The organism is Mesorhizobium sp. L-8-10, assembly GCF_016756635.1.
In the GTDB taxonomy this organism is placed as follows: domain Bacteria; phylum Pseudomonadota; class Alphaproteobacteria; order Rhizobiales; family Rhizobiaceae.
This window is the reverse complement of the sequence record NZ_AP023263.1, coordinates 5,108,144-5,126,605: the sequence shown is the minus strand read 5'-3', so window position 1 is coordinate 5,126,605 and position 18,462 is coordinate 5,108,144. Positions and strand designations below refer to the sequence as shown.

Below are 18,462 nucleotides of genomic sequence, written 5' to 3'. Positions count from 1 at the left end.
TACGTTGGGAGTAGCGGATATCCGTCGGTTCAGACGTTGGTGGACCTCCATCCGGCGAAGTATAGCATCCATGAAATATCTAGCTCTTTCGGCTGCAACCTACGGCAATTGCCGGGACCGGAGTGCCGTCCGCAATTGGCGAGCGACGCCTGCCGGCCAGATGTCAGCAGCCTCCTGACAGACTGCTGGCAGGAGGCTCGGTGTGACGGGTAGCCAGGACAGGGCGGCCGGACTATAAGGCCGCTCCGCGCGGGCGTCGGCATTCGTTCTCGACTGCCAGGGACCTCAAGCTGCCGGTCTGGCTTCGCGTTTTCCGGAGGCCGCCTGGTTGCCAGGCCGTCGCAAGCAGAGAGCTGCAAGCCATGTCCATCCTGTCCGGATCCCGTCGCAGGGCCGTCATAGCATTCATCTTCGTCACCGCGGTGCTCGACATCGTGGCGATGGGCATCATCATCCCGGTGTTTCCCTCGCTGATCGAGGAGTTCGTCGGCTCGAACGCCGAGGCCGGCTGGATCAACGGCGTCTTCGTAGCGCTGTGGGCCGGCATGCAGTTCGTGGCTTCGCCTGTTATCGGCTCGCTCTCGGATCGCTATGGCCGCCGACCCGTCATCCTCTTGTCCTGCGCCGGGCTCGCCGCGGACTATGTGCTGATGGCACTGGCGCCCAGCCTGTGGTGGCTGGCGCTCGGCCGGCTTGTCGCCGGCGTCACCTCGTCGAGCTTCACCACCGTCTTCGCCTATATGGCCGACATTACCGCTCCGGAAGACCGTGCGCGCGGTTACGGGCTCATAGGCGCGGCCTTTTCGGGCGGCTTCGTCCTGGGTCCCCTGGTCGGTGGATTCCTCGGCGAGATTTCGCCGCGCGCGCCCTTCTGGTTTGCGGCAGGGCTCTCGGGCGTGGCCTTCCTCTACGGTCTGCTGATCCTGCCGGAATCGCTGCGGCCAGAAAAGCGGATGGCCTTCTCCTGGCGGCGGGCGAATCCCTTCGGCGCCGTGAAGCTGCTCGGTTCGCACCCCGAGCTCACCGGCCTGGCGACGGTCAACTTCCTTCTGCACTTCGCCCACCACGTCTTCTCGGCGGTGTTCGTGCTCTATGCCGCGTACCGCTATGGCTGGGGGCCATGGCAGGTCGGTGCGCTTCTTGCGCTGGTCGGGGCTCTCGACATGACGGTCCAGGGCGTTCTGGTCGGCCCCGCTGTGAAACGTTTCGGCGATCGGGCGGTCATGGTGTTCGGCCTGTTCGGCGGCGCCGTCGGTGTCGCCTGCATGGGCCTTGCGCCGACCGGGATTCTGTTCACGCTCTCCATGGTGCCCAACGCCTTGTGGGGCCTGGCGATGCCGACGATCCAGTCGCTGATGACCCAGCGCGTCTCGGAATCGGAGCAAGGTCAGCTGCAGGGCGCCAATATGAGCGTGGCGAGCGTCGCCGGCGTCGTCTCGCCCTTGTTCTTCGGTGCGGTCTACGCGTTCAGCCTGCGTGCAGACTCTTGGCTTCCCTACGCGGGCGCATCGTTCCTGATCGCGGCGGGGGTGCTGCTGGCCGGTGCCATTCTCGGTTGGGTTGTCGCGAAGCAGGCAGAACGGCGCGAGCAGCCGGCATGACAAATGGCCCGGCTGGGGATAAAAGCCGGGCACGACCGCAACCACAGGGCAAGCGCGTCATTGGCGGCCAAGCAGGGTCGCCGTGATGCGCATTCGAGGCAACATGACCAATCCCAACAAGAACGTCTCCGCAGGAAATGTCGTTTTCGCCAATGATGCGCCGCTGGCGCTCATCGCCGGGCCCTGCCAGCTGGAATCGCGGCAGCACGCCTTCGATATGGCGGGGGCGATCAAGGACATGACCGGCCGGCTGGGCATAGGCTTCGTCTACAAGACCAGCTTCGACAAGGCCAACCGCACGTCGCTCTCAGGGCAGCGTGGCGCCGGGCTCGACGCCGCCCTGACTGTTTTCGCCGATCTGCGCAAGGAATTCGACCTGCCGGTGCTGACGGACGTCCATACTGCGGAGCAGTGCGCCATCGTCGCCGACGTCGTCGACATACTGCAGATCCCGGCCTTCCTGTCGCGCCAGACCGATCTCTTGGTGGCTGCCGCCGAAACCGGCAAGATCGTCAATGTAAAGAAGGGCCAGTTCCTGGCGCCTTGGGACATGAAGAACGTCGTGGCCAAAGTCACCGGCTCCGGCAATCCGAACGTTCTGGTCACCGAACGGGGCGCTTCCTTCGGCTACAACACGCTGGTTTCCGACATGCGTTCGCTGCCGATCATGGCCGAGATCGGCGCTCCGGTGATCTTCGACGCCACGCATTCCGTGCAGCAACCGGGCGGCAAGGGCGGCTCCACGGGCGGTGAACGCCGCTTCGTCGAGACGCTTGCACGCGCCGCGGTGGCTGTCGGCATCGCCGGTGTCTTCATCGAGACCCACCAGGATCCCGACAACGCGCCATCGGACGGCCCGAACATGGTGCCCCTCCACGAGATGCCAGCTTTGCTTGAAAGACTTATGGCTTTCGACCGGGTCGCAAAGGCATGACGCGAATATTCTTGGCGGTACTTGAGCCGCTCTTCGTGCGGCGGTAGTCTTTCGTTCCCTGCAGCCATAGCGGAGGAGCACAGCGATGGCCGTCGCCCGGGTTACCGAAATCACCGCGTCGTCGAAGAAGAGTTTCGAGGATGCCATCGAAGAGGGCATCGCCCGCGCCGCCAAGACGCTCAAGAATGTCGAGGGCGCCTGGATCCAGGATCAGAAAGTCGTGGTCGAGGGTGGCAAGATCGCCGAGTACCGCGTCAACATGAAGGTCACCTTCATCCTCGTCGACTGAAATCGCGTTCGGCCAAGGCGGCCGAATTGTCGGAACCATCCGGCCGCGTCTCCATTGTCCCCACTGACAAAACGGACAAGAGGAGCAAAGCATGACAACGCTTTCCGGACATACCGACGCTATCACCGCCTCGCGGGTCATGGGCACGAATGTCTACAACACCGAGGGCAAGCAGATCGGCACGATCGAGGACATCATGCTCGAAAAAATGTCGAACGGCATCATGTTTGCCGTTATCGGCTTTGGCGGCTTCCTCGGCATCGGCGAGAAATATCACGCCGTCCCGTGGTCCATGTTGGACTACGACAGGAGTATGGGCGGCTATGTCGTGCCGCTCACCCGCGAACAGCTCGAGGCGGCTCCCGCCTATGACATCAACGAGCTTACCCGCGACGACGGCCATATGGCTCGCGACGCATCCTTCGCCTACTACAAGGTGAAGCCATACTGGCAGTAAGGTTGGAATGCCCACGGAAACGGCCCTTGACGGGGCCGTTCCGTGTGCCGCGTTCAGTCGTGAGGCTGAATCACCGATATCGGCAGTGAACCTTGAGAAGGTTGTGGATCGCACGACGTCAGGAATGCCGCCGCGATGAAAATCAAACTCAGAATGCCGCTCAACTCGGACATGGCGAAACTCCCTCGGTTTCGCCCCACGCGAATCTGATGATAGCGCCCAACGTCGCCTGCACACCGATAAATTGTGGTGTCGTCGGGTTTCCTTTCGTGAATCGAGCCCAGAGCCGGCGTTGACGGCCGTCAGTCGGACAATGGATACGGGGAGGGCACACCGATGCGGACAATCCGCGAAAAATCGGGCGAAAGCCCGGCCGCCTGGGCGCGCGAGTCGATGTGGGAGGCCGCACGCAGCGCCTCGAGCGACAGCCCGCCCGTCAGGGCGCCCCTGTCATAGGCATAGTCGGGCAAATAGCCGTTCACGATGAGCCGCCAGTCGAAGGGCACGGTGTCGCCGACCGCGCGCATCATCTTCACGATCGTCGTCGTGCAGTTGGTCGTGATCGAATTGTAGAATCGGGGTTCGGTGGCAAGCTCGTTGGAGTCGCCCACATATTCGAGGAGAAGTGCCTTCGCGGCTTGTGGAGGGACCCGCAGCCGGTAGAGCTGAACGTCTTCCTTGCGGAAGTTCGACCGAACGCCGACCACGTCGCGCTCGTCCGCGGCGACGATGACGAGCGGATTGCTCTTGAACAGGTCGCCGACCGGCGAGAACTTGCCTGCCGTATCGCGCCGCACTTCGATCGACCAGGCGAGATAGTCTCCACCCTCGAAGCCGAAGCTCAGTATGACATGGGCCATTTCCGGTCCCGCCCAGTAGGACAGGAAGAGATCGAGGGTGCGCAGCTTGCCGAGGTCGTAGCTGCGCGTGGCCCAGCGGGGCGTGAAGTCCGTTGCGCTGTGCCACGCGAAGTCGCGGACATTGGTCAGCGTCAGGACGTCGCCATCGACGGTGCCGGTAACCTGACGAGCGACTTCGGGCGCCCAGTCGCCCTGTGCCGGTGGCTTGATGCTGCTCCACCAGAGAAGCAGGGCACCGAAGGCGATCGCGAAGGCGACGAGCATCGGCAAGCGAAGACGACTGAAAAGCGCGGCGACCGTGCCGAGTCCGAACAAGCCGGCGAGGCCGGCGGCCAGCCCATTGACGGGCTCGGAAGCAGGCAGCCGGTACCACAGGGCCAGCGCGGCCCAGACAGTGATGCCGGCCACGGCCAGCATTAGGATCGTGGTTGAAAAAGCCCGCGCGGCCCGACGCAATCCCGCCTCCCTCATCGGCGACTCATGAACCTTTTCAGCCTAGGGCCTTGCGAGCGCATACGACAATAAATCTCGCACCGCTGATTGCCTTTTGCGCTGCATTGTCTAAGACGGGCCCGGCCTTCCATCTGCTTCAATGAGGGGATTTCCTTGATATGACTGCCATTATCGAGATCGTAGGACGCGAGATCCTGGACAGCCGTGGGAACCCCACAGTGGAAGTCGATGTGATGCTCGAAGACGGCTCGATGGGCCGCGCCGCGGTTCCCTCCGGCGCCTCGACTGGCGCCCACGAGGCGGTGGAGTTGCGCGACGGTGGGCCGCGCTATCTGGGCAAGGGCGTGGAGCGCGCGGTCGAGGCCGTCAACGGCGAGATATTCGAGGCGATCGGCGGCATGGAGGCCGAGAACCAGATCCACATCGACCAGACCATGATCGAGCTGGACGGGACCGCCAACAAGAGCAGACTCGGCGCGAACGCCATTCTCGGCGTCTCGCTTGCGGTGGCGCGAGCCGCCGCGCAGGCGTCCGGCCTGCCGCTTTATCGCTATGTCGGCGGACCGAACGCTCGCGTGCTGCCGGTGCCGATGATGAACATCATCAACGGCGGCGCGCATGCCGACAACCCGATCGATTTCCAGGAGTTCATGATCATGCCGGTGGGAGCGCCGACGCTGCGCGACGCCGTGCGCTGGGGCTCCGAGATATTCCATACGCTGAAGAAGCGCCTCAAGGAGGCCGGCCATAATACCAATGTCGGCGACGAGGGCGGTTTCGCGCCCAATCTGAAGAGCGCACAGGCGGCGCTCGATTTCATCATGGAGTCGATCGACAGCGCCGGCTACAAGCCCGGCGAACAGGTGGCGCTGGCGCTGGACTGCGCGGCGACGGAGTTTTTCAAGGAAGGCAACTATGTCTATGAGGGCGAGCGCAAGACGCGCGACCCGAAGGCGCAGGCCAAATATCTTGCCAAGCTCGCGGCCGACTATCCGATCATTTCGATCGAGGACGGCATGGCCGAGGACGACTGGGACGGCTGGAAGGCGCTGACCGACCTCGTCGGCAAGAAGACCCAGCTCGTGGGCGACGACCTCTTCGTTACCAATTCCGCGCGTCTGCGCGACGGCATCCGCATGGGCGTCGGCAATTCGATCCTGGTCAAAGTCAACCAGATCGGCTCGCTGACCGAGACGCTCGACGCAGTCGAGACGGCGCACAAGGCCAATTACACGGCGGTGATGTCGCACCGGTCCGGCGAGACCGAGGATTCCACCATCGCCGACCTTGCCGTCGCGACCAATTGCGGACAGATCAAGACGGGCTCCCTCGCACGCTCCGACCGGCTGGCGAAATACAACCAGCTCATCCGCATCGAGGAGGAGCTCGGCAACCAGGCGCGCTACGCGGGCACGAGCATCCTGAAAGGGTGAGGGCTGCAGTCTGCCCTTGCTCGCAGGGCTGGTGAGGCTTTCAAAGGGGCGCTGAGGCGCCCCGTTTCCTTTGGCAGGTTCTGCTCGCCGTCTATCCGAAACAAGGGCCCCCTCGACCTCGTAACCTGCCATTAATCATGACGAGGCAATGATGGCGCCGAAAAGGATGCGCCTATGTGGACACGCCAGCACAAGAAGAGAAACACCGGCAGGCTGATCGTGCCGACCATCTCGGCCGCCTTCCTCGCCTATTTCGGCTTCCATGCCTATAATGGCGAATTCGGCATCTACTCCCGCTACCGGCTCGAGGCTCGCACCGTCGAGTTGCAGGCGCAGCTGGACGCCTTGAAGGCTCGCCGCGTCGAGCTCGAGCGCCGTGTTCAGCTCCTGCATGACGGGACCCTCGAGAAGGACATGCTCGACGAGCAGGCCCGACGGGCTCTGAACCTTTCGCATGCCGACGAGATAACCATCATGCGGCCTCGCCCGGACGCGAATTAACTGAAATCTGATTAAGTCTAATTATCCCTGCAACTATAAACACTTAGCGTGCATATCAGCCATGCGATTTTCCGCATGGCCGAAGTGCGGCCGGCATGTTAGCTTTCCCTCAGATCTGTGGGGAGGACATGATCTTCGATCTCCCCGCCATGTCCGCGAAGAGACAGTCACAGGGAGTGATGAATGGCGACTGCCGCTAACAAGGCGCCGGCGAAATCCAAGCCGGACGCGAAGTCCTCAACCGCGCTTTCAGCGCCGAAACCGGCCGAGTTCACCAAGCAGGAAGAGCTTTCCGCCTATCGCGGGATGCTGCTGATCCGGCGCTTCGAGGAGAAGGCCGGCCAGCTCTACGGCATGGGCTTCATAGGCGGCTTCTGCCATCTCTACATCGGCCAGGAGGCCGTGGTGACCGGCCTGAAGATGGCGATGGTCGACGGCGACCAGATGATCACCGCCTATCGCGACCATGGCCACATGCTCGCCATGGACATGTCGCCGCGCGGCGTGATGGCGGAGCTGACCGGCCGCAGGGGTGGCTACTCCAAGGGCAAGGGCGGCTCCATGCACATGTTCTCCAAGGAGAAGAACTTCTACGGCGGTCATGGCATCGTCGGCGCCCAGGTCTCGCTCGGCACCGGACTCGCCTTCGCCAACCGCTATCGCGAGAACAAGAACGTGTCGCTGACCTTCTTCGGCGACGGCGCGGCGAACCAGGGCCAGGTCTATGAGAGCTTCAACATGGCCTCTCTGTGGAAGCTGCCCGTCATCTACGTCATCGAGAACAACCGCTATGCCATGGGCACCTCGGTTGCCCGCTCGTCGGCCGAGACGGACTTCTCCCACCGCGGCGCTTCCTTCCGCATTCCCGGCATCCAGGTCGACGGCATGGACGTGCGCGCGGTCAAGTCCGCGGGCGAGTTGGCGCTCGAGCATTGCCGCTCCGGCGCCGGTCCGATCATCCTCGAAATGCAGACCTATCGCTATCGCGGCCATTCGATGTCCGACCCGGCCAAGTACAGGTCGAAGGACGAAGTGCAGAAGATGCGCTCCGAGCATGATCCGATCGAGCAGGTGAAGGCGCGGCTGATCGCCAAGAAATGGGCCAGCGAGGACGACCTCAAGGCCATCGACAAGGAGGTGCGCGACATCGTGGCCGATTCCGCCGATTTCGCCCAGACCGATCCGGAGCCGGATGCATCCGAGCTCTGGACCGACGTGACGCTCTGAGGGAGGCAGGGATATGCCGATCGAAATTCTGATGCCCGCGCTCTCGCCGACGATGGAAGAGGGCAACCTGTCGAAATGGCTGAAAAGCGAGGGTGACAAGATCACCGCCGGTGACGTCATCGCCGAGATCGAGACCGACAAGGCCACCATGGAAGTCGAAGCCGTCGACGAGGGCACCCTGGGCAAGATCCTGGTGCCGGCCGGCGCCGAAGGGGTCAAGGTGAACACGCCGATCGCCGTGCTGCTGCAGGATGGCGAGGCCGTCGGCGACATCGGCAAGGCCAAGGCGCCGGAAGCCGCGCTGGCCAAGCCTGAAGCGGCGCCCCCCGCCGCCGAGGAGAAGGCGCCCGCGCCTGTTCCGGCGGCTCCCAAGGTGGACACGGCGGCGGATCCCGACGTTCCCGCCGGAACGGAGATGGTGACCATGACCGTGCGCGAGGCGCTGCGCGACGCCATGGCCGAAGAGATGCGGCGCGATCCCGATGTCTTCGTGATGGGCGAGGAGGTCGCCGAATACCAGGGCGCCTACAAGATCACGCAGGGGCTGTTGCAGGAGTTCGGACCGCAGCGCGTGGTCGACACCCCGATCACCGAGCACGGCTTCGCCGGTGTCGGCGTCGGCGCGGCGATGGCCGGCCTGAAGCCGATCGTCGAATTCATGACCTTCAACTTCGCCATGCAGGCGATCGACCAGATCGTCAATTCCGCGGCCAAGACGCTCTATATGTCCGGTGGCCAGATGGGCGCGCCGATCGTCTTCCGCGGCCCCAACGGCGCGGCCGCCCGCGTCGCGGCCCAGCACAGCCAGGACTATGCCGCCTGGTACGGGCACATCCCCGGCCTCAAGGTCGTGGTGCCTTTCAGCGCGGCCGACGCCAAGGGCCTGCTCAAGGCCGCGATCCGCGATCCCAATCCGGTGATCTTCCTCGAGAACGAGATCCTCTACGGTCACACCTTCGAGGTGCCGAAGCTCGACGATTTCGTGCTGCCGATCGGCAAGGCGCGCATCCACAAGCCGGGCAGGGACGTGACGATCGTCTCCTTCGGCATCGGCATGACCTATGCCGTCAAGGCCGAAGCTGAACTGCGCGGGATGGGGATCGACGCCGAGATCATCGACCTGCGGACGATCCGGCCGATGGATCTCGACACGATCGTGGCGTCGGTCAAGAAGACCAACCGCCTGGTCGTTGTCGAGGAGGGCTTCCCGCAGTCCTCCGTCGGCGACTTCATCGCCAACCAGGTTTCGCAGCGCGCATTCGACCATCTCGACGCCCCGGTAATCACCGTCGCCGGCAAGGACGTGCCGATGCCCTATGCGGCGAACCTGGAAAAGCTCGCTTTGCCAAATGTCGGCGAGGTTGTCGCGGCGGTGAAAGCCGTCACTTACCGCTAGGCCCGGGGAGGGAGCCATGCCGATCAACATCACCATGCCCGCCCTCTCGCCCACGATGGAGGAGGGCAACCTGTCAAAATGGCTGGTCAAGGAAGGCGACCATGTCTCGCCGGGCGACGTGATCGCCGAGATCGAGACGGACAAGGCCACCATGGAAGTCGAAGCGGTCGACGAGGGCACCGTCGCCAGGATCGTCGTTCCGGCAGGCACGGAAGGCGTCAAGGTCAATGCGCTCATTGCCATCCTTGCCGGCGAGGGCGAGGATGCGGGTGCGGCCGCGAAGGGTGACGGCGCAGCCAAGCCAGCCGCCGAACCCGCCAAGGCCGAGCCCGCCAAAAGCGAGCCGGCCAAGGCTGAAGCTCCGGCGCCCGCGGCCAAGCCGGCCGGCAACGGCGCGGCAGGTCCGGTCGAGGCCGCCAAGCCTGCGGCATCGAGCGGCGACGGCAATCGCGTCTTCGCCTCGCCCCTGGCTCGCCGCATCGCCAAGGACGCCGGCCTCGACGTTTCGGCGATCGCCGGGTCGGGACCGCACGGTCGCGTCGTGAAGGCCGACGTGGAAGCCGCCATCGCCGGTGGCGGCGCCAGGCCCGCCGCCGAGGCCAAGGCTCCCACCGCTGCGCCGGTTCCGAGCCCTGCGCCCGCGGCGAAGCCGATGTCGGACGAAGCGGTCCTGAAGCTGTTCGAGCCCGGCTCCTACGAGCTCGTGCCGCACGACAATATGCGCAAGACCATCGCGCGCCGTCTGGTCGAGGCCAAGAGCAGCGTTCCACATTTCTATCTGACACTCGACTGCGAAATCGATGCGCTGCTCGCCTTGCGCAAGCAGCTCAACGACGCCGCACCGATGGTCAAGACGGAGAAGGGCGAGGCTCCAGCCTACAAGCTTTCCGTCAACGACATGATCATCAAGGCGATGGCGATGGCGCTGATGGCCGTGCCGGATGCCAATGCGTCGTGGACGGAAGGCGCGATGGTGAAGCACAAGCGTGCCGATGTCGGCGTCGCCGTGTCCATTCCCGGCGGACTGATCACGCCGATCGTGCGCAAGGCCGACCAGAAGACCCTGTCGGTCATCTCCAACGAGATGAAGGACCTCGCAGCCCGGGCGAAAACCCGCAAGCTGAAGCCCGAGGAATATCAGGGCGGCACGACCGCGGTCTCCAATCTCGGCATGTTCGGCGTCAAGGATTTCGCTGCCGTCATCAACCCGCCGCATGCGACGATCCTGGCGGTCGGCGCAGGCGAGGAGAGGGCTGTCGTCCGGAATGGCGAGATCAAGGTCGCCAACATGATGTCGGTCACGCTCTCGACGGACCATCGCGCCGTCGACGGCGCGCTCGGCGCCGAGCTTCTCGGAGCCTTCAAGCGCTACATCGAGAGCCCCATGGGAATGCTGGTCTAGGACGGGGCGCTGCCGCGGCGGTCCGAGCTCCGGACCGCTCCGCCGGCGCGGCCTCCTCCGCGCCCGGTTTTCGTGGGCAACGCCCGACAGCGTCCACCGCTTGCGCCGGACCGCAACGGCGGCTCTTATGTCTTTTCCGCAGCGGCCCGACGCGGCGGCCCAAGGATCGGATCGAGGGGGAGTTCGGACGATGAAGACGGTTCTGTGTTACGGGGACTCGCTGACCTGGGGCTACAATGCCGAGGGCCCGTCCAGGCATGCCTATCAGGATCGCTGGCCGAGCGTTCTGCAGGCGGAGCTCGGCACCGGCGCGCACGTCATCCCCGACGGCCTCAACGGCCGCACGACGGCCTTCGATGACAATCTCGCCGGCGAGGATCGCAACGGCGCGCGTACCTTGCCGGTCGCGCTCGGTACCCATTCGCCGCTCGACCTGGTGATCATCATGCTCGGCGCCAACGACATGAAGCCGTGGATCCACGGCAACGCCTTCGTCTCTAGGCACGGCATGGCCCGGCTTGCCCAGATCGTTCGTACGCACCCCTATCAGCTTGCCGCGCCCGCTCCGAAGCTGATCATCGTCTCCCCGCCCGCCGTGTCGCGTACGGATAACGTCGATTTCGCGCAGGCCTTCGCCGGCGGCGAAGGCGCGTCGCAGCATCTGGCAACCCAGTACGCGGCGCTCGCGCGGGAAATCGGCTGCGATTTCTTCGACGCCGGCACTGTCGCCCGGACGACGCCGCTCGACGGCGTGCATCTGGACACCGAGAACACGCGCGCCATCGGCAAGGCGCTGGCGCCGCTGGTGCGCCGCGCGCTGGACCTCTGATCTTGGCGGGAGAGCTCATCATGCGGCGCGCCGAAAGGCGCGACGCGGCCGAACTGGCGATCCTGGTCGATATCGCCTCGCACGGCTTCGCCTCCTGGTTCTGGTACGGGGCGGTGCTGGACGGCAGTCTCGACACGGCGATGGAGAAGGGCCGCATGAGGATGCGGGACGATCCGGCGGAAGGATGGCAGGGCGCGGTGGTCGCCGAATGGAAGGGCGACCTCGCGGGTGCCCTGATCGCCTATCAGATCGGCGAGAGCCCGCGCGACATGCCCGCGCCCCATCCGGTCGTGGAGCCCATCCTTGCGCTGCAGCGGCAGGTGATCGGCAACCGTTTCGTCGACAGCCTCGGCGTCTACCGCGAGCATCGCGGCAAGGGCATCGGTCGAGCCCTGCTCGCCCAGGAGCTTCGCGAGTCGGGAGAGGTGCCGACCAGCCTGATCACCGAAAACCACAACGAGACTGCCCTGTCGCTCTATCGATCGAGCGGTTTTCTCGAAGTGTCGCGCGCGGCTGCCGTCCCGCTTTCCGCGGACCACAAAAGACATGACTGGGTGCTGCTCACCCGAAACCCCGCATAGACGGAGACAGGAAGCATCATGGCCGAAAACTACGACGTGATCATCATCGGTTCGGGGCCTGGCGGTTACGTGACCGCGGTGCGCTCGGCCCAGCTCGGCTTCAAGACGGCGATCGTCGAGCGCGAGCATCTGGGCGGCATCTGCCTCAACTGGGGCTGCATCCCGACAAAGGCGCTGCTGCGTTCGGCCGAGATCATGCACTATGCCGAGCACGCGAAGGATTACGGCCTGAAGATCGACGGCACGGTGTCGGCCGACGTCGCCGCCGTCGTAGACCGCTCGCGCAAGGTCTCCCTGCGGCTCAACGGCGGTGTCGCCTTCCTGATGAAGAAGAACAAGGTCGACGTGATCTGGGGCGAGGCCAAGTTCACCAAGCCCAATGAGATCGTCGTCTCCAAGACGGCGAAGAAGCCGATGGAGCCGCAGCCGGCTGCCCCCAAGGGCACCAAGGGCGAGGGCACCTACACCGCCAAGCACATCATTCTCGCCACCGGCGCCCGGCCGCGCGTGCTGCCTGGCCTGGAACCGGACGGCAAGCTGATCTGGACCTATTTCGAGGCGATGGTGCCCAAGGAGATGCCGAAGTCGCTGCTGGTCGTCGGCTCCGGCGCGATCGGTATCGAGTTCGCATCCTTCTATCGCACCATGGGCGCCGAAGTGACCGTCGTCGAAGTGCTGCCGGCCGTCATGCCTGTCGAGGACGCGGAGGTTTCGGCCTTCGCCAGGAAGCAGTTCGAGAAGCAGGGCATGAAGATCCTGCTCGAGGCCAAGGTCGACAAGGTCGACAAGGGCGCCAACTCGGTCACCGCCCATGTCGAGCTGAAGGACGGCAAGATCGAGAAGATCACCGCCGACCGGATGATCTCTGCGGTGGGGGTGCAGGGCAATATCGAGAATCTGGGCCTGGAGGCGCTGGGCGTGAAGACCGAACGCGGCGCCGTCGTCACCGACGGCTACGGCCGGACGAGCGTCCCCGGCATATACGCGATCGGCGACGTCGCAGGCCCGCCCTTGCTCGCCCACAAGGCGGAGCACGAAGGCGTGATCTGCGTCGAGAAGATCGCCAATGTGCCCGGCGTGCACGCGCTCGACAAGTCGGTGATCCCCGGCTGCACCTATTGCAACCCGCAGGTCGCATCCGTCGGCCTGACCGAGCAGAAGGCGAAGGCCGAGGGTCGCGACATACGCGTCGGCCGCTTCCAGTTCGGCGCCAACGGCAAGGCGATAGCGCTCGGCGAGGACCAGGGTTTCGTCAAGACGATCTTCGACAAGAAGACCGGCCAGTTGCTGGGCGCGCATATGATCGGCGCCGAAGTCACCGAGTTGATCCAGGGTTTCGTCGTGGCGATGAACCTCGAAACGACCGAGGAAGAGCTGATGCATACGGTCTTCCCGCATCCGACGTTGTCGGAGATGATGAAAGAGAGTGTGCTCGACGCCTACGGGCGTGTGCTCAACGCATAGGCCGGGCGCATTTGGAGGTCTGTTTCGCATCGCCGTTATGAACTATATGCGGGAAAGTGCGGACAAGGAGGCACCTCGTGGAACAAAGCTACGGCATTCTCGCCATGCCGGGTGTCGGCTTCTTCGGCATGCTCGTGATCGGCTTCCTGGCCGGCTGGGTTGCGGAACGGACGATGAATCGGGACCACGGGGTACTGACCAACATTCTGGTGGGCATTGCCGGCTCCTTCGTCGGCGGCACGCTTGCCGGCCTGGTCGGCATCCGGTTCTACGGATTCCTCGGCAGCCTGATCGTGGCGATCGTCGGCGCGATCCTCATTCTCTGGCTCTTCGGGCGCTCGCAATCGAGCCGGCCCCAACAGGACTGACATGGTAACGCTCCTCGATACGTTGAACCGGCCGCGGCCGCGGCATCCGGAAAAGGCCCACCGGCCCGACCAGGAAGTGCTGCGAAAGCCCGACTGGATCCGCGTCAGGGCGCCGGTGTCGCGCGGCTATCAGGAAACCCGCGAGATCGTGAAGTCGCATGGCCTCGTGACCGTGTGCGAAGAAGCCGGCTGCCCGAACATCGGCGAGTGCTGGGACAAGAAGCACGCCACCTTCATGATCATGGGCGAGATCTGCACGCGGGCCTGCGCCTTCTGCAACGTGGCGACCGGCATTCCGACGCCGCTCGATCCCAACGAGCCGGACAGCGTGGCCAAGGCGGTCGCCAAGATGGGGCTTTCCCATGTGGTCATCACCTCGGTGGACCGCGACGACCTGGCCGACGGCGGCGCTCAGCACTTCGCCGACGTCATCCACGCCATCCGTGCGGCCGCACCCGGCACCACGATCGAGATCCTGACGCCCGACTTTCTGCGCAAGGACGGCGCGCTGGAAGTGGTCGTGGCGGCCAAGCCCGACGTCTTCAACCACAATCTGGAGACCGTGCCGTCGAACTATCTGACGGTGCGCCCCGGCGCGCGCTACTTCCATTCGATCCGGCTGCTCCAGCGCGTGAAGGAGATCGACCCGTCGATCTTCACCAAATCGGGCATCATGGTGGGGCTCGGCGAGGAGCGCAACGAGGTGCTGCAGCTCATGGACGACCTGCGCACGGCCGGTGTCGACTTCATGACCATCGGCCAGTACCTGCAGCCGAGCAAGAAGCACCACCCGGTGAAGAAGTTCGTCACGCCCGACGAGTTCAAGTCCTATGAGACGATCGCCTATACCAAGGGTTTCCTCGTCGTCGCTTCAAGCCCGTTGACTCGCTCCTCGCACCATGCCGGAGACGATTTCGCCAAGCTTAGGGCGGCGCGTGAAGCGCAGCTGAAGAAAAGCATGTAAAGCCTTCTTTTCATGCCGCAATTCGAAACCGTCAGGAACACCCGACACACTGTGGATGAGATGTTCGCGCTGGTCGCGGACATCGAAAGCTACCCCGAATTCCTCCCGCTCTGCGAAGCGCTGACGGTGCGGTCCCGGCGCGAGCGCGACGGCCGGGTCATGCTCGTGGCCGACATGACGGTCGGCTACAAGGCGATCCGCGAGACCTTCTCGACGCAGGTGCTGCTGAAGCCGGACGAGAAGTCGATCGAGGTGAAATATCTCGAGGGTCCTTTCAAATACCTCACCAACACATGGGCCTTCACCCCGGCGACGCCGTCGGGCTGCGACGTGCATTTCTACATCGAATACGAGTTCAAGAGCCGGGTGCTCGGCGCGCTGATGGGCGCCATGTTCGACCGTGCCTTCCGCATGTTCACCGACGCCTTCGAGAAACGTGCCAACGCGATCTACGGCGCGCCGGCCTGATCCGATCGGGCCTTCGCTTCGCGCGAGCCCATGGCCGGCACCGATTCCACCACCAAGCGTCCGACGCCCGGCACCTGCCAGTAGCATCCTCCGCAAAGCCCGCGTCCTGTAAAGAACTGGATTTTTGCAGGACAACTGCCATGCTGGCCGTTCCGCCACGAGTGCAAAGCAAATCACGACGCCGACGCTGCCGACACAAATTCTGCCGGACAGGCGCAAATTCTCGCAAAGTAAAACTGAGTGTCGGAAATTCCGTCGACCCAAGAAGAATGTCAACAGCAAACCGACACGGCAGACCGGTGGGTCATCAAGAAGTGAAAACCGGCCGATAGCCGCAGACGGATTAAGGGACGTCCTGCCGAAGCACGGCACCACTCCTCACCGAGGGAGGGAAACAGAAAGCGACCATAACCCAGAGACGGTCGATCAAGACGCCGTCCCGCCCGGGAAGGTCACCGTTTTGCGGCCTGGCCGGCGCTACAATCGGCCAAACTTGACGGTGGGCCCGGTCAATCCGCGACGACGTCCCAGTTCTGGTCGGGGTTGAACCGCTTGATCCCTGTCGCGATGGTTTCGGTCTCCTCGCCAAGATCGGCCTCGTAGACGACGCCATTCCGGTTGACGACGAAAGTGTGGACGCCCGTTTCGCCATACTTCACCGGCCAGGCCACCAGCCCGAACCCGGCGATCATGTTGCCGTTGATGACGTAGTCGTAACGCCCCCCGGCGACATTGTCGCCCTGGCCGGTCAGAACGCGGAAGCGATAGCCGAAATAGCCTTCGCCTTGCCTCGCCTTACCCAATGCCGCCTGGTCGGCGAACTCGCCGATCAGGCTTTCGCCGTCGCCCTGGTCGGGCGGCCAGTAAAGCCCGTCGGTGGCGCCCTCGCTGCTGATCAGCTTCTGGGCGTATTCGAGCACGCTGTCGCCGTCGTGGTCGTCGGCGGAATATTCCTCCTGCGCCTCGACAAGGGCGCGCAGCGTCGAAATCGCTTCCAGCTCGTTCTCGCCGACGCGTCTGTTGATGATCTCTTCCAGGCCCGCATAGGTATCGAAATACCATTTGCCGTCGTCGTCCTTCACGATCGGAAAGGGCAGCGGCCAGAGCCTGTCGCCGATCTGGAGCAACTGGCGGTCGCCCAGATCCTGGACAACCACCTGCCTGGCCGCGCCCTGCCGGATCTGTTCGAAGGTCTCCTTCGTGCTTTCCTCGGCCTTCAGTTTGGCCGCGTCGAGGCCGAGCAACTTTGCGAGCCTATCGAAATCGTCGGCCGCGAGCGACGCCTTGAAGGCTTCGATCGCGGCGGCGGGTGTGTCGAAAAGCGGCGGCTCCGTAGCTGCAGCAAATGACGATATGCCGCCATTTTCCTGCGCGAAGGACATGGCGGAGCCGAGCGCCAACGGCAGCGCAACAAGGGCAGTAGCCATCAGCGAGCGAAGCAACATGCGGGTAGCGTTCATGGTCATGTCCTCCTGCTCAGCGCCGACGTCCACCGCCGCCACGATGGACGGACCTGTGGCCGCCGCCACCGCGTGGCCCGGCCATTTGGCGCCCGCCACCGCCGCGCGGTGCCGCTCTGTGCCCGCCGCGTGCGCCGCCGCCCATGGCCTTAGCGCCGCGGTTCGAGGCGATCTTCTGCTTTTTCCCGGAACCGACATGGCCAAGACCGGACGGCTTCTTGGGCCGGTTATCTGCACGAGCTGCCGGCTTTGCCTTGCCCGAAGACCGCTTGACATTGGTCGGCTTCTTGACACTCGACCTGTTCAGATTGGCCTTCGAGGCGTCAGGCCTTTTGCCGTCGGGCCTCTTGATATTGCCCCCGTCGGGCCTCTTCAGATCCGGCTTGGCCTTCAAGCCCTCGAGCGTGCTCTTGCGGACATCCTGCACGTTGGCGGTCCTGCCCGCGCCCCCAGGCTTGCGCTCGTTCCTGATGTTCGACGCCCGGTTGCGGATGCTGTTCGTGCTGTTCTTCTCGATACGGTTCTTGACGTTGGTGCGGTCGAACTTGGCGAACTGGTTGCGGTCGATGTTGATCTTAGAGCGATCGACATTCTTCCAGTCGACATCGTTGAAATTGACCTTGCCGTTGAAATCGCGGTTGTTGAAGCAACCGTTGCAGTCGATGTCGACGTCGTTGCCCCAGCGGCCGCCCCACACGCCCCAATCGTCCCAATCGACGACTGCGGCCCAGGCCGCCCCTGTCACAGCCGCGGCAAAGAAGGTCGCTGTCGGATACCAGTAGCTGGGGTAGGGCTCGGGATAGTAGGAGATCGGCGCGACGGCATAGCCCGGTTCGTAGAGCATCTCCGGCTCGTAGCGCGGCACGTAGACCTTTTCGGTGCTCGCCGACTGAATGACGATGTTGTCGTTCTCCTCGACCACCTTGACCTTGTCGTCGGTCTTGATGATGCCCTTGGCGACCGCCTCCTCACGCAGTTGCTGGATGGCGATCAGCACATCCTTCTGCTGGTAGGCGAGGGCATCGCCGAACTGCTGGGTCCAGTCGAGATCGTCGCTCATCATCTTGACGATCTCGGGATAGTTGAGCAGCGAAACCACGCTTCCATCCCAAGTATCCTTGGGCTTCAGGCTCTTGTCCTTGGCGTACTGCTCGAGATAGCGCTCGGCCTCGACGATCTGCAGCGGATAGAGCGAAGCGCCCGAAATCACGGCGATCAGCTCGTCCGGATAAAGCGCGATGCGCGCCACGAGAACCTCCAACTCGTCCTCGGAGAGTGGAGCCGGCGCGGATGTGTCGGCCGTGGCATCGGCCGTTGCCGCCTGTTGCTGCGCAAAGACGGTTGAAAACGGCACGGCTGCAAAGACCAGACCCGCGGAGGCAGCCGCCACCCGCAATACCAAACCCCAACGTGTCATGGTGAACCTCGCCCCTTGGCCGCCGTGTTCGCCAACTTGCCGATCGCCACATAAATACTAGCGTTGATCACAAGAATATCAATCAGCATCGCAGCCGGCCTCCAATAGAGCTCAGCCTCAATACCTCGCTGAGGTTCATACAGATGGAGGACGCACCTGCCTCTGCCGAACCGTCACTTTTCAGTCGCGCGGACAAGATCGCATGAACCGGCCGTCCGTCCGCGGACGAGTTGACGGCAACCACTGCCGGCGTACGAGAGCCGGTGATGGTCAAGCGAGATGTCGTGCGTGACAATGCCATCCTCCTGATTGTGGCGGCTGGCTGTGGGCCAGTGCAAATCGCGCGACGCAATCGGCC

The 18,462-nt window shown here is 63.9% G+C and carries 18 protein-coding genes; 15 read left to right on the top strand and 3 right to left on the bottom strand.

Annotated elements, in window-relative coordinates; genetic code table 11:
- Positions 1 to 362: 362 nt before the first annotated feature.
- The 4 genes from JN280_RS23755 (at position 363) to JN280_RS23740 (ending at position 3,281) form a co-directional block, all read left to right on the top strand.
- Positions 363 to 1,601, top strand: a complete 1,239-nt coding sequence (locus JN280_RS23755; protein WP_202305882.1) for a TCR/Tet family MFS transporter — start codon at positions 363 to 365, stop codon at positions 1,599 to 1,601.
- A 103-nt stretch (positions 1,602 to 1,704) separates the two neighbouring features.
- Positions 1,705 to 2,535 (top strand): 3-deoxy-8-phosphooctulonate synthase, encoded by an 831-nt coding sequence (gene kdsA, locus JN280_RS23750; RefSeq protein WP_202305880.1) that lies wholly within the window; start codon positions 1,705 to 1,707, stop codon positions 2,533 to 2,535.
- An 85-nt stretch (positions 2,536 to 2,620) separates the two neighbouring features.
- Positions 2,621 to 2,824, top strand: coding sequence for a dodecin family protein (locus JN280_RS23745; RefSeq protein ID WP_202305878.1), 204 nt, complete (start codon positions 2,621 to 2,623; stop codon positions 2,822 to 2,824).
- Positions 2,825 to 2,915: 91 nt separating this feature from the next.
- Positions 2,916 to 3,281, top strand: coding sequence for a PRC-barrel domain-containing protein (locus tag JN280_RS23740; protein ID WP_202305877.1), 366 nt, complete (start codon positions 2,916 to 2,918; stop codon positions 3,279 to 3,281).
- Positions 3,282 to 3,583: 302 nt separating this feature from the next.
- Here the strand turns inward: JN280_RS23740 and JN280_RS23735 are convergent, their stop codons facing one another.
- On the bottom strand, positions 3,584 to 4,597 hold the full coding sequence (locus JN280_RS23735; RefSeq protein WP_446720675.1) for an Lnb N-terminal periplasmic domain-containing protein: 1,014 nt from the start codon (positions 4,595 to 4,597) through the stop codon (positions 3,584 to 3,586).
- Positions 4,598 to 4,752: 155 nt separating this feature from the next.
- Between JN280_RS23735 and eno the strand changes: the two genes are divergently transcribed.
- From eno to JN280_RS23680, 11 genes are all read left to right on the top strand, one after another.
- On the top strand, positions 4,753 to 6,027 hold the full coding sequence (gene eno / locus JN280_RS23730) for a phosphopyruvate hydratase (protein WP_202305875.1): 1,275 nt from the start codon (positions 4,753 to 4,755) through the stop codon (positions 6,025 to 6,027).
- Positions 6,028 to 6,201: 174 nt separating this feature from the next.
- Positions 6,202 to 6,528 carry an FtsB family cell division protein gene (locus tag JN280_RS23725; protein WP_202305874.1) on the top strand — a complete coding sequence of 109 codons (327 nt, stop codon included), beginning with the start codon at positions 6,202 to 6,204 and terminating at the stop codon, positions 6,526 to 6,528.
- Between the two features lie 183 nt (positions 6,529 to 6,711).
- Positions 6,712 to 7,755, top strand: a complete 1,044-nt coding sequence (pdhA, locus tag JN280_RS23720; protein ID WP_202305873.1) for a pyruvate dehydrogenase (acetyl-transferring) E1 component subunit alpha — start codon at positions 6,712 to 6,714, stop codon at positions 7,753 to 7,755.
- Positions 7,756 to 7,768: 13 nt separating this feature from the next.
- Positions 7,769 to 9,151: a pyruvate dehydrogenase complex E1 component subunit beta gene (locus tag JN280_RS23715; protein ID WP_202305872.1), complete on the top strand. Its 1,383-nt coding sequence runs from the start codon at positions 7,769 to 7,771 to the stop codon at positions 9,149 to 9,151.
- Positions 9,152 to 9,167: 16 nt separating this feature from the next.
- On the top strand, positions 9,168 to 10,553 hold the full coding sequence (locus tag JN280_RS23710) for a pyruvate dehydrogenase complex dihydrolipoamide acetyltransferase (protein WP_202305871.1): 1,386 nt from the start codon (positions 9,168 to 9,170) through the stop codon (positions 10,551 to 10,553).
- A 190-nt stretch (positions 10,554 to 10,743) separates the two neighbouring features.
- Positions 10,744 to 11,382: an SGNH/GDSL hydrolase family protein gene (locus tag JN280_RS23705; RefSeq protein WP_202305870.1), complete on the top strand. Its 639-nt coding sequence runs from the start codon at positions 10,744 to 10,746 to the stop codon at positions 11,380 to 11,382.
- A gap of 2 nt (positions 11,383 to 11,384) precedes the next feature.
- Positions 11,385 to 11,963 (top strand): N-acetyltransferase family protein, encoded by a 579-nt coding sequence (locus JN280_RS23700; protein ID WP_446720786.1) that lies wholly within the window; start codon positions 11,385 to 11,387, stop codon positions 11,961 to 11,963.
- Positions 11,964 to 11,981: 18 nt separating this feature from the next.
- Positions 11,982 to 13,427 carry a dihydrolipoyl dehydrogenase gene (gene lpdA / locus JN280_RS23695; protein ID WP_202305863.1) on the top strand — a complete coding sequence of 482 codons (1,446 nt, stop codon included), beginning with the start codon at positions 11,982 to 11,984 and terminating at the stop codon, positions 13,425 to 13,427.
- A gap of 77 nt (positions 13,428 to 13,504) precedes the next feature.
- The gene (locus tag JN280_RS23690) at positions 13,505 to 13,795 is read left to right on the top strand and encodes a GlsB/YeaQ/YmgE family stress response membrane protein (protein WP_202305862.1); all 291 of its coding nucleotides are present in this window, start codon (positions 13,505 to 13,507) and stop codon (positions 13,793 to 13,795) included.
- A 1-nt stretch (position 13,796) separates the two neighbouring features.
- Positions 13,797 to 14,759 carry a lipoyl synthase gene (lipA, locus tag JN280_RS23685; RefSeq protein WP_202305861.1) on the top strand — a complete coding sequence of 321 codons (963 nt, stop codon included), beginning with the start codon at positions 13,797 to 13,799 and terminating at the stop codon, positions 14,757 to 14,759.
- 12 nt (positions 14,760 to 14,771) lie between these two features.
- Positions 14,772 to 15,227, top strand: a complete 456-nt coding sequence (locus tag JN280_RS23680; protein ID WP_202305860.1) for a type II toxin-antitoxin system RatA family toxin — start codon at positions 14,772 to 14,774, stop codon at positions 15,225 to 15,227.
- Positions 15,228 to 15,736: 509 nt separating this feature from the next.
- On the opposite strand, the gene JN280_RS23675 is transcribed toward JN280_RS23680, so the two are convergent.
- Both JN280_RS23675 and JN280_RS23670 read right to left on the bottom strand, forming a co-directional pair.
- Positions 15,737 to 16,693: a DUF2950 domain-containing protein gene (locus tag JN280_RS23675; RefSeq protein ID WP_202305858.1), complete on the bottom strand. Its 957-nt coding sequence runs from the start codon at positions 16,691 to 16,693 to the stop codon at positions 15,737 to 15,739.
- 10 nt (positions 16,694 to 16,703) lie between these two features.
- Complete coding sequence (locus JN280_RS23670; protein ID WP_202305856.1) at positions 16,704 to 18,104, bottom strand: DUF3300 domain-containing protein; 1,401 nt, start codon at positions 18,102 to 18,104, stop codon at positions 16,704 to 16,706.
- Positions 18,105 to 18,462 lie beyond the last annotated feature (358 nt).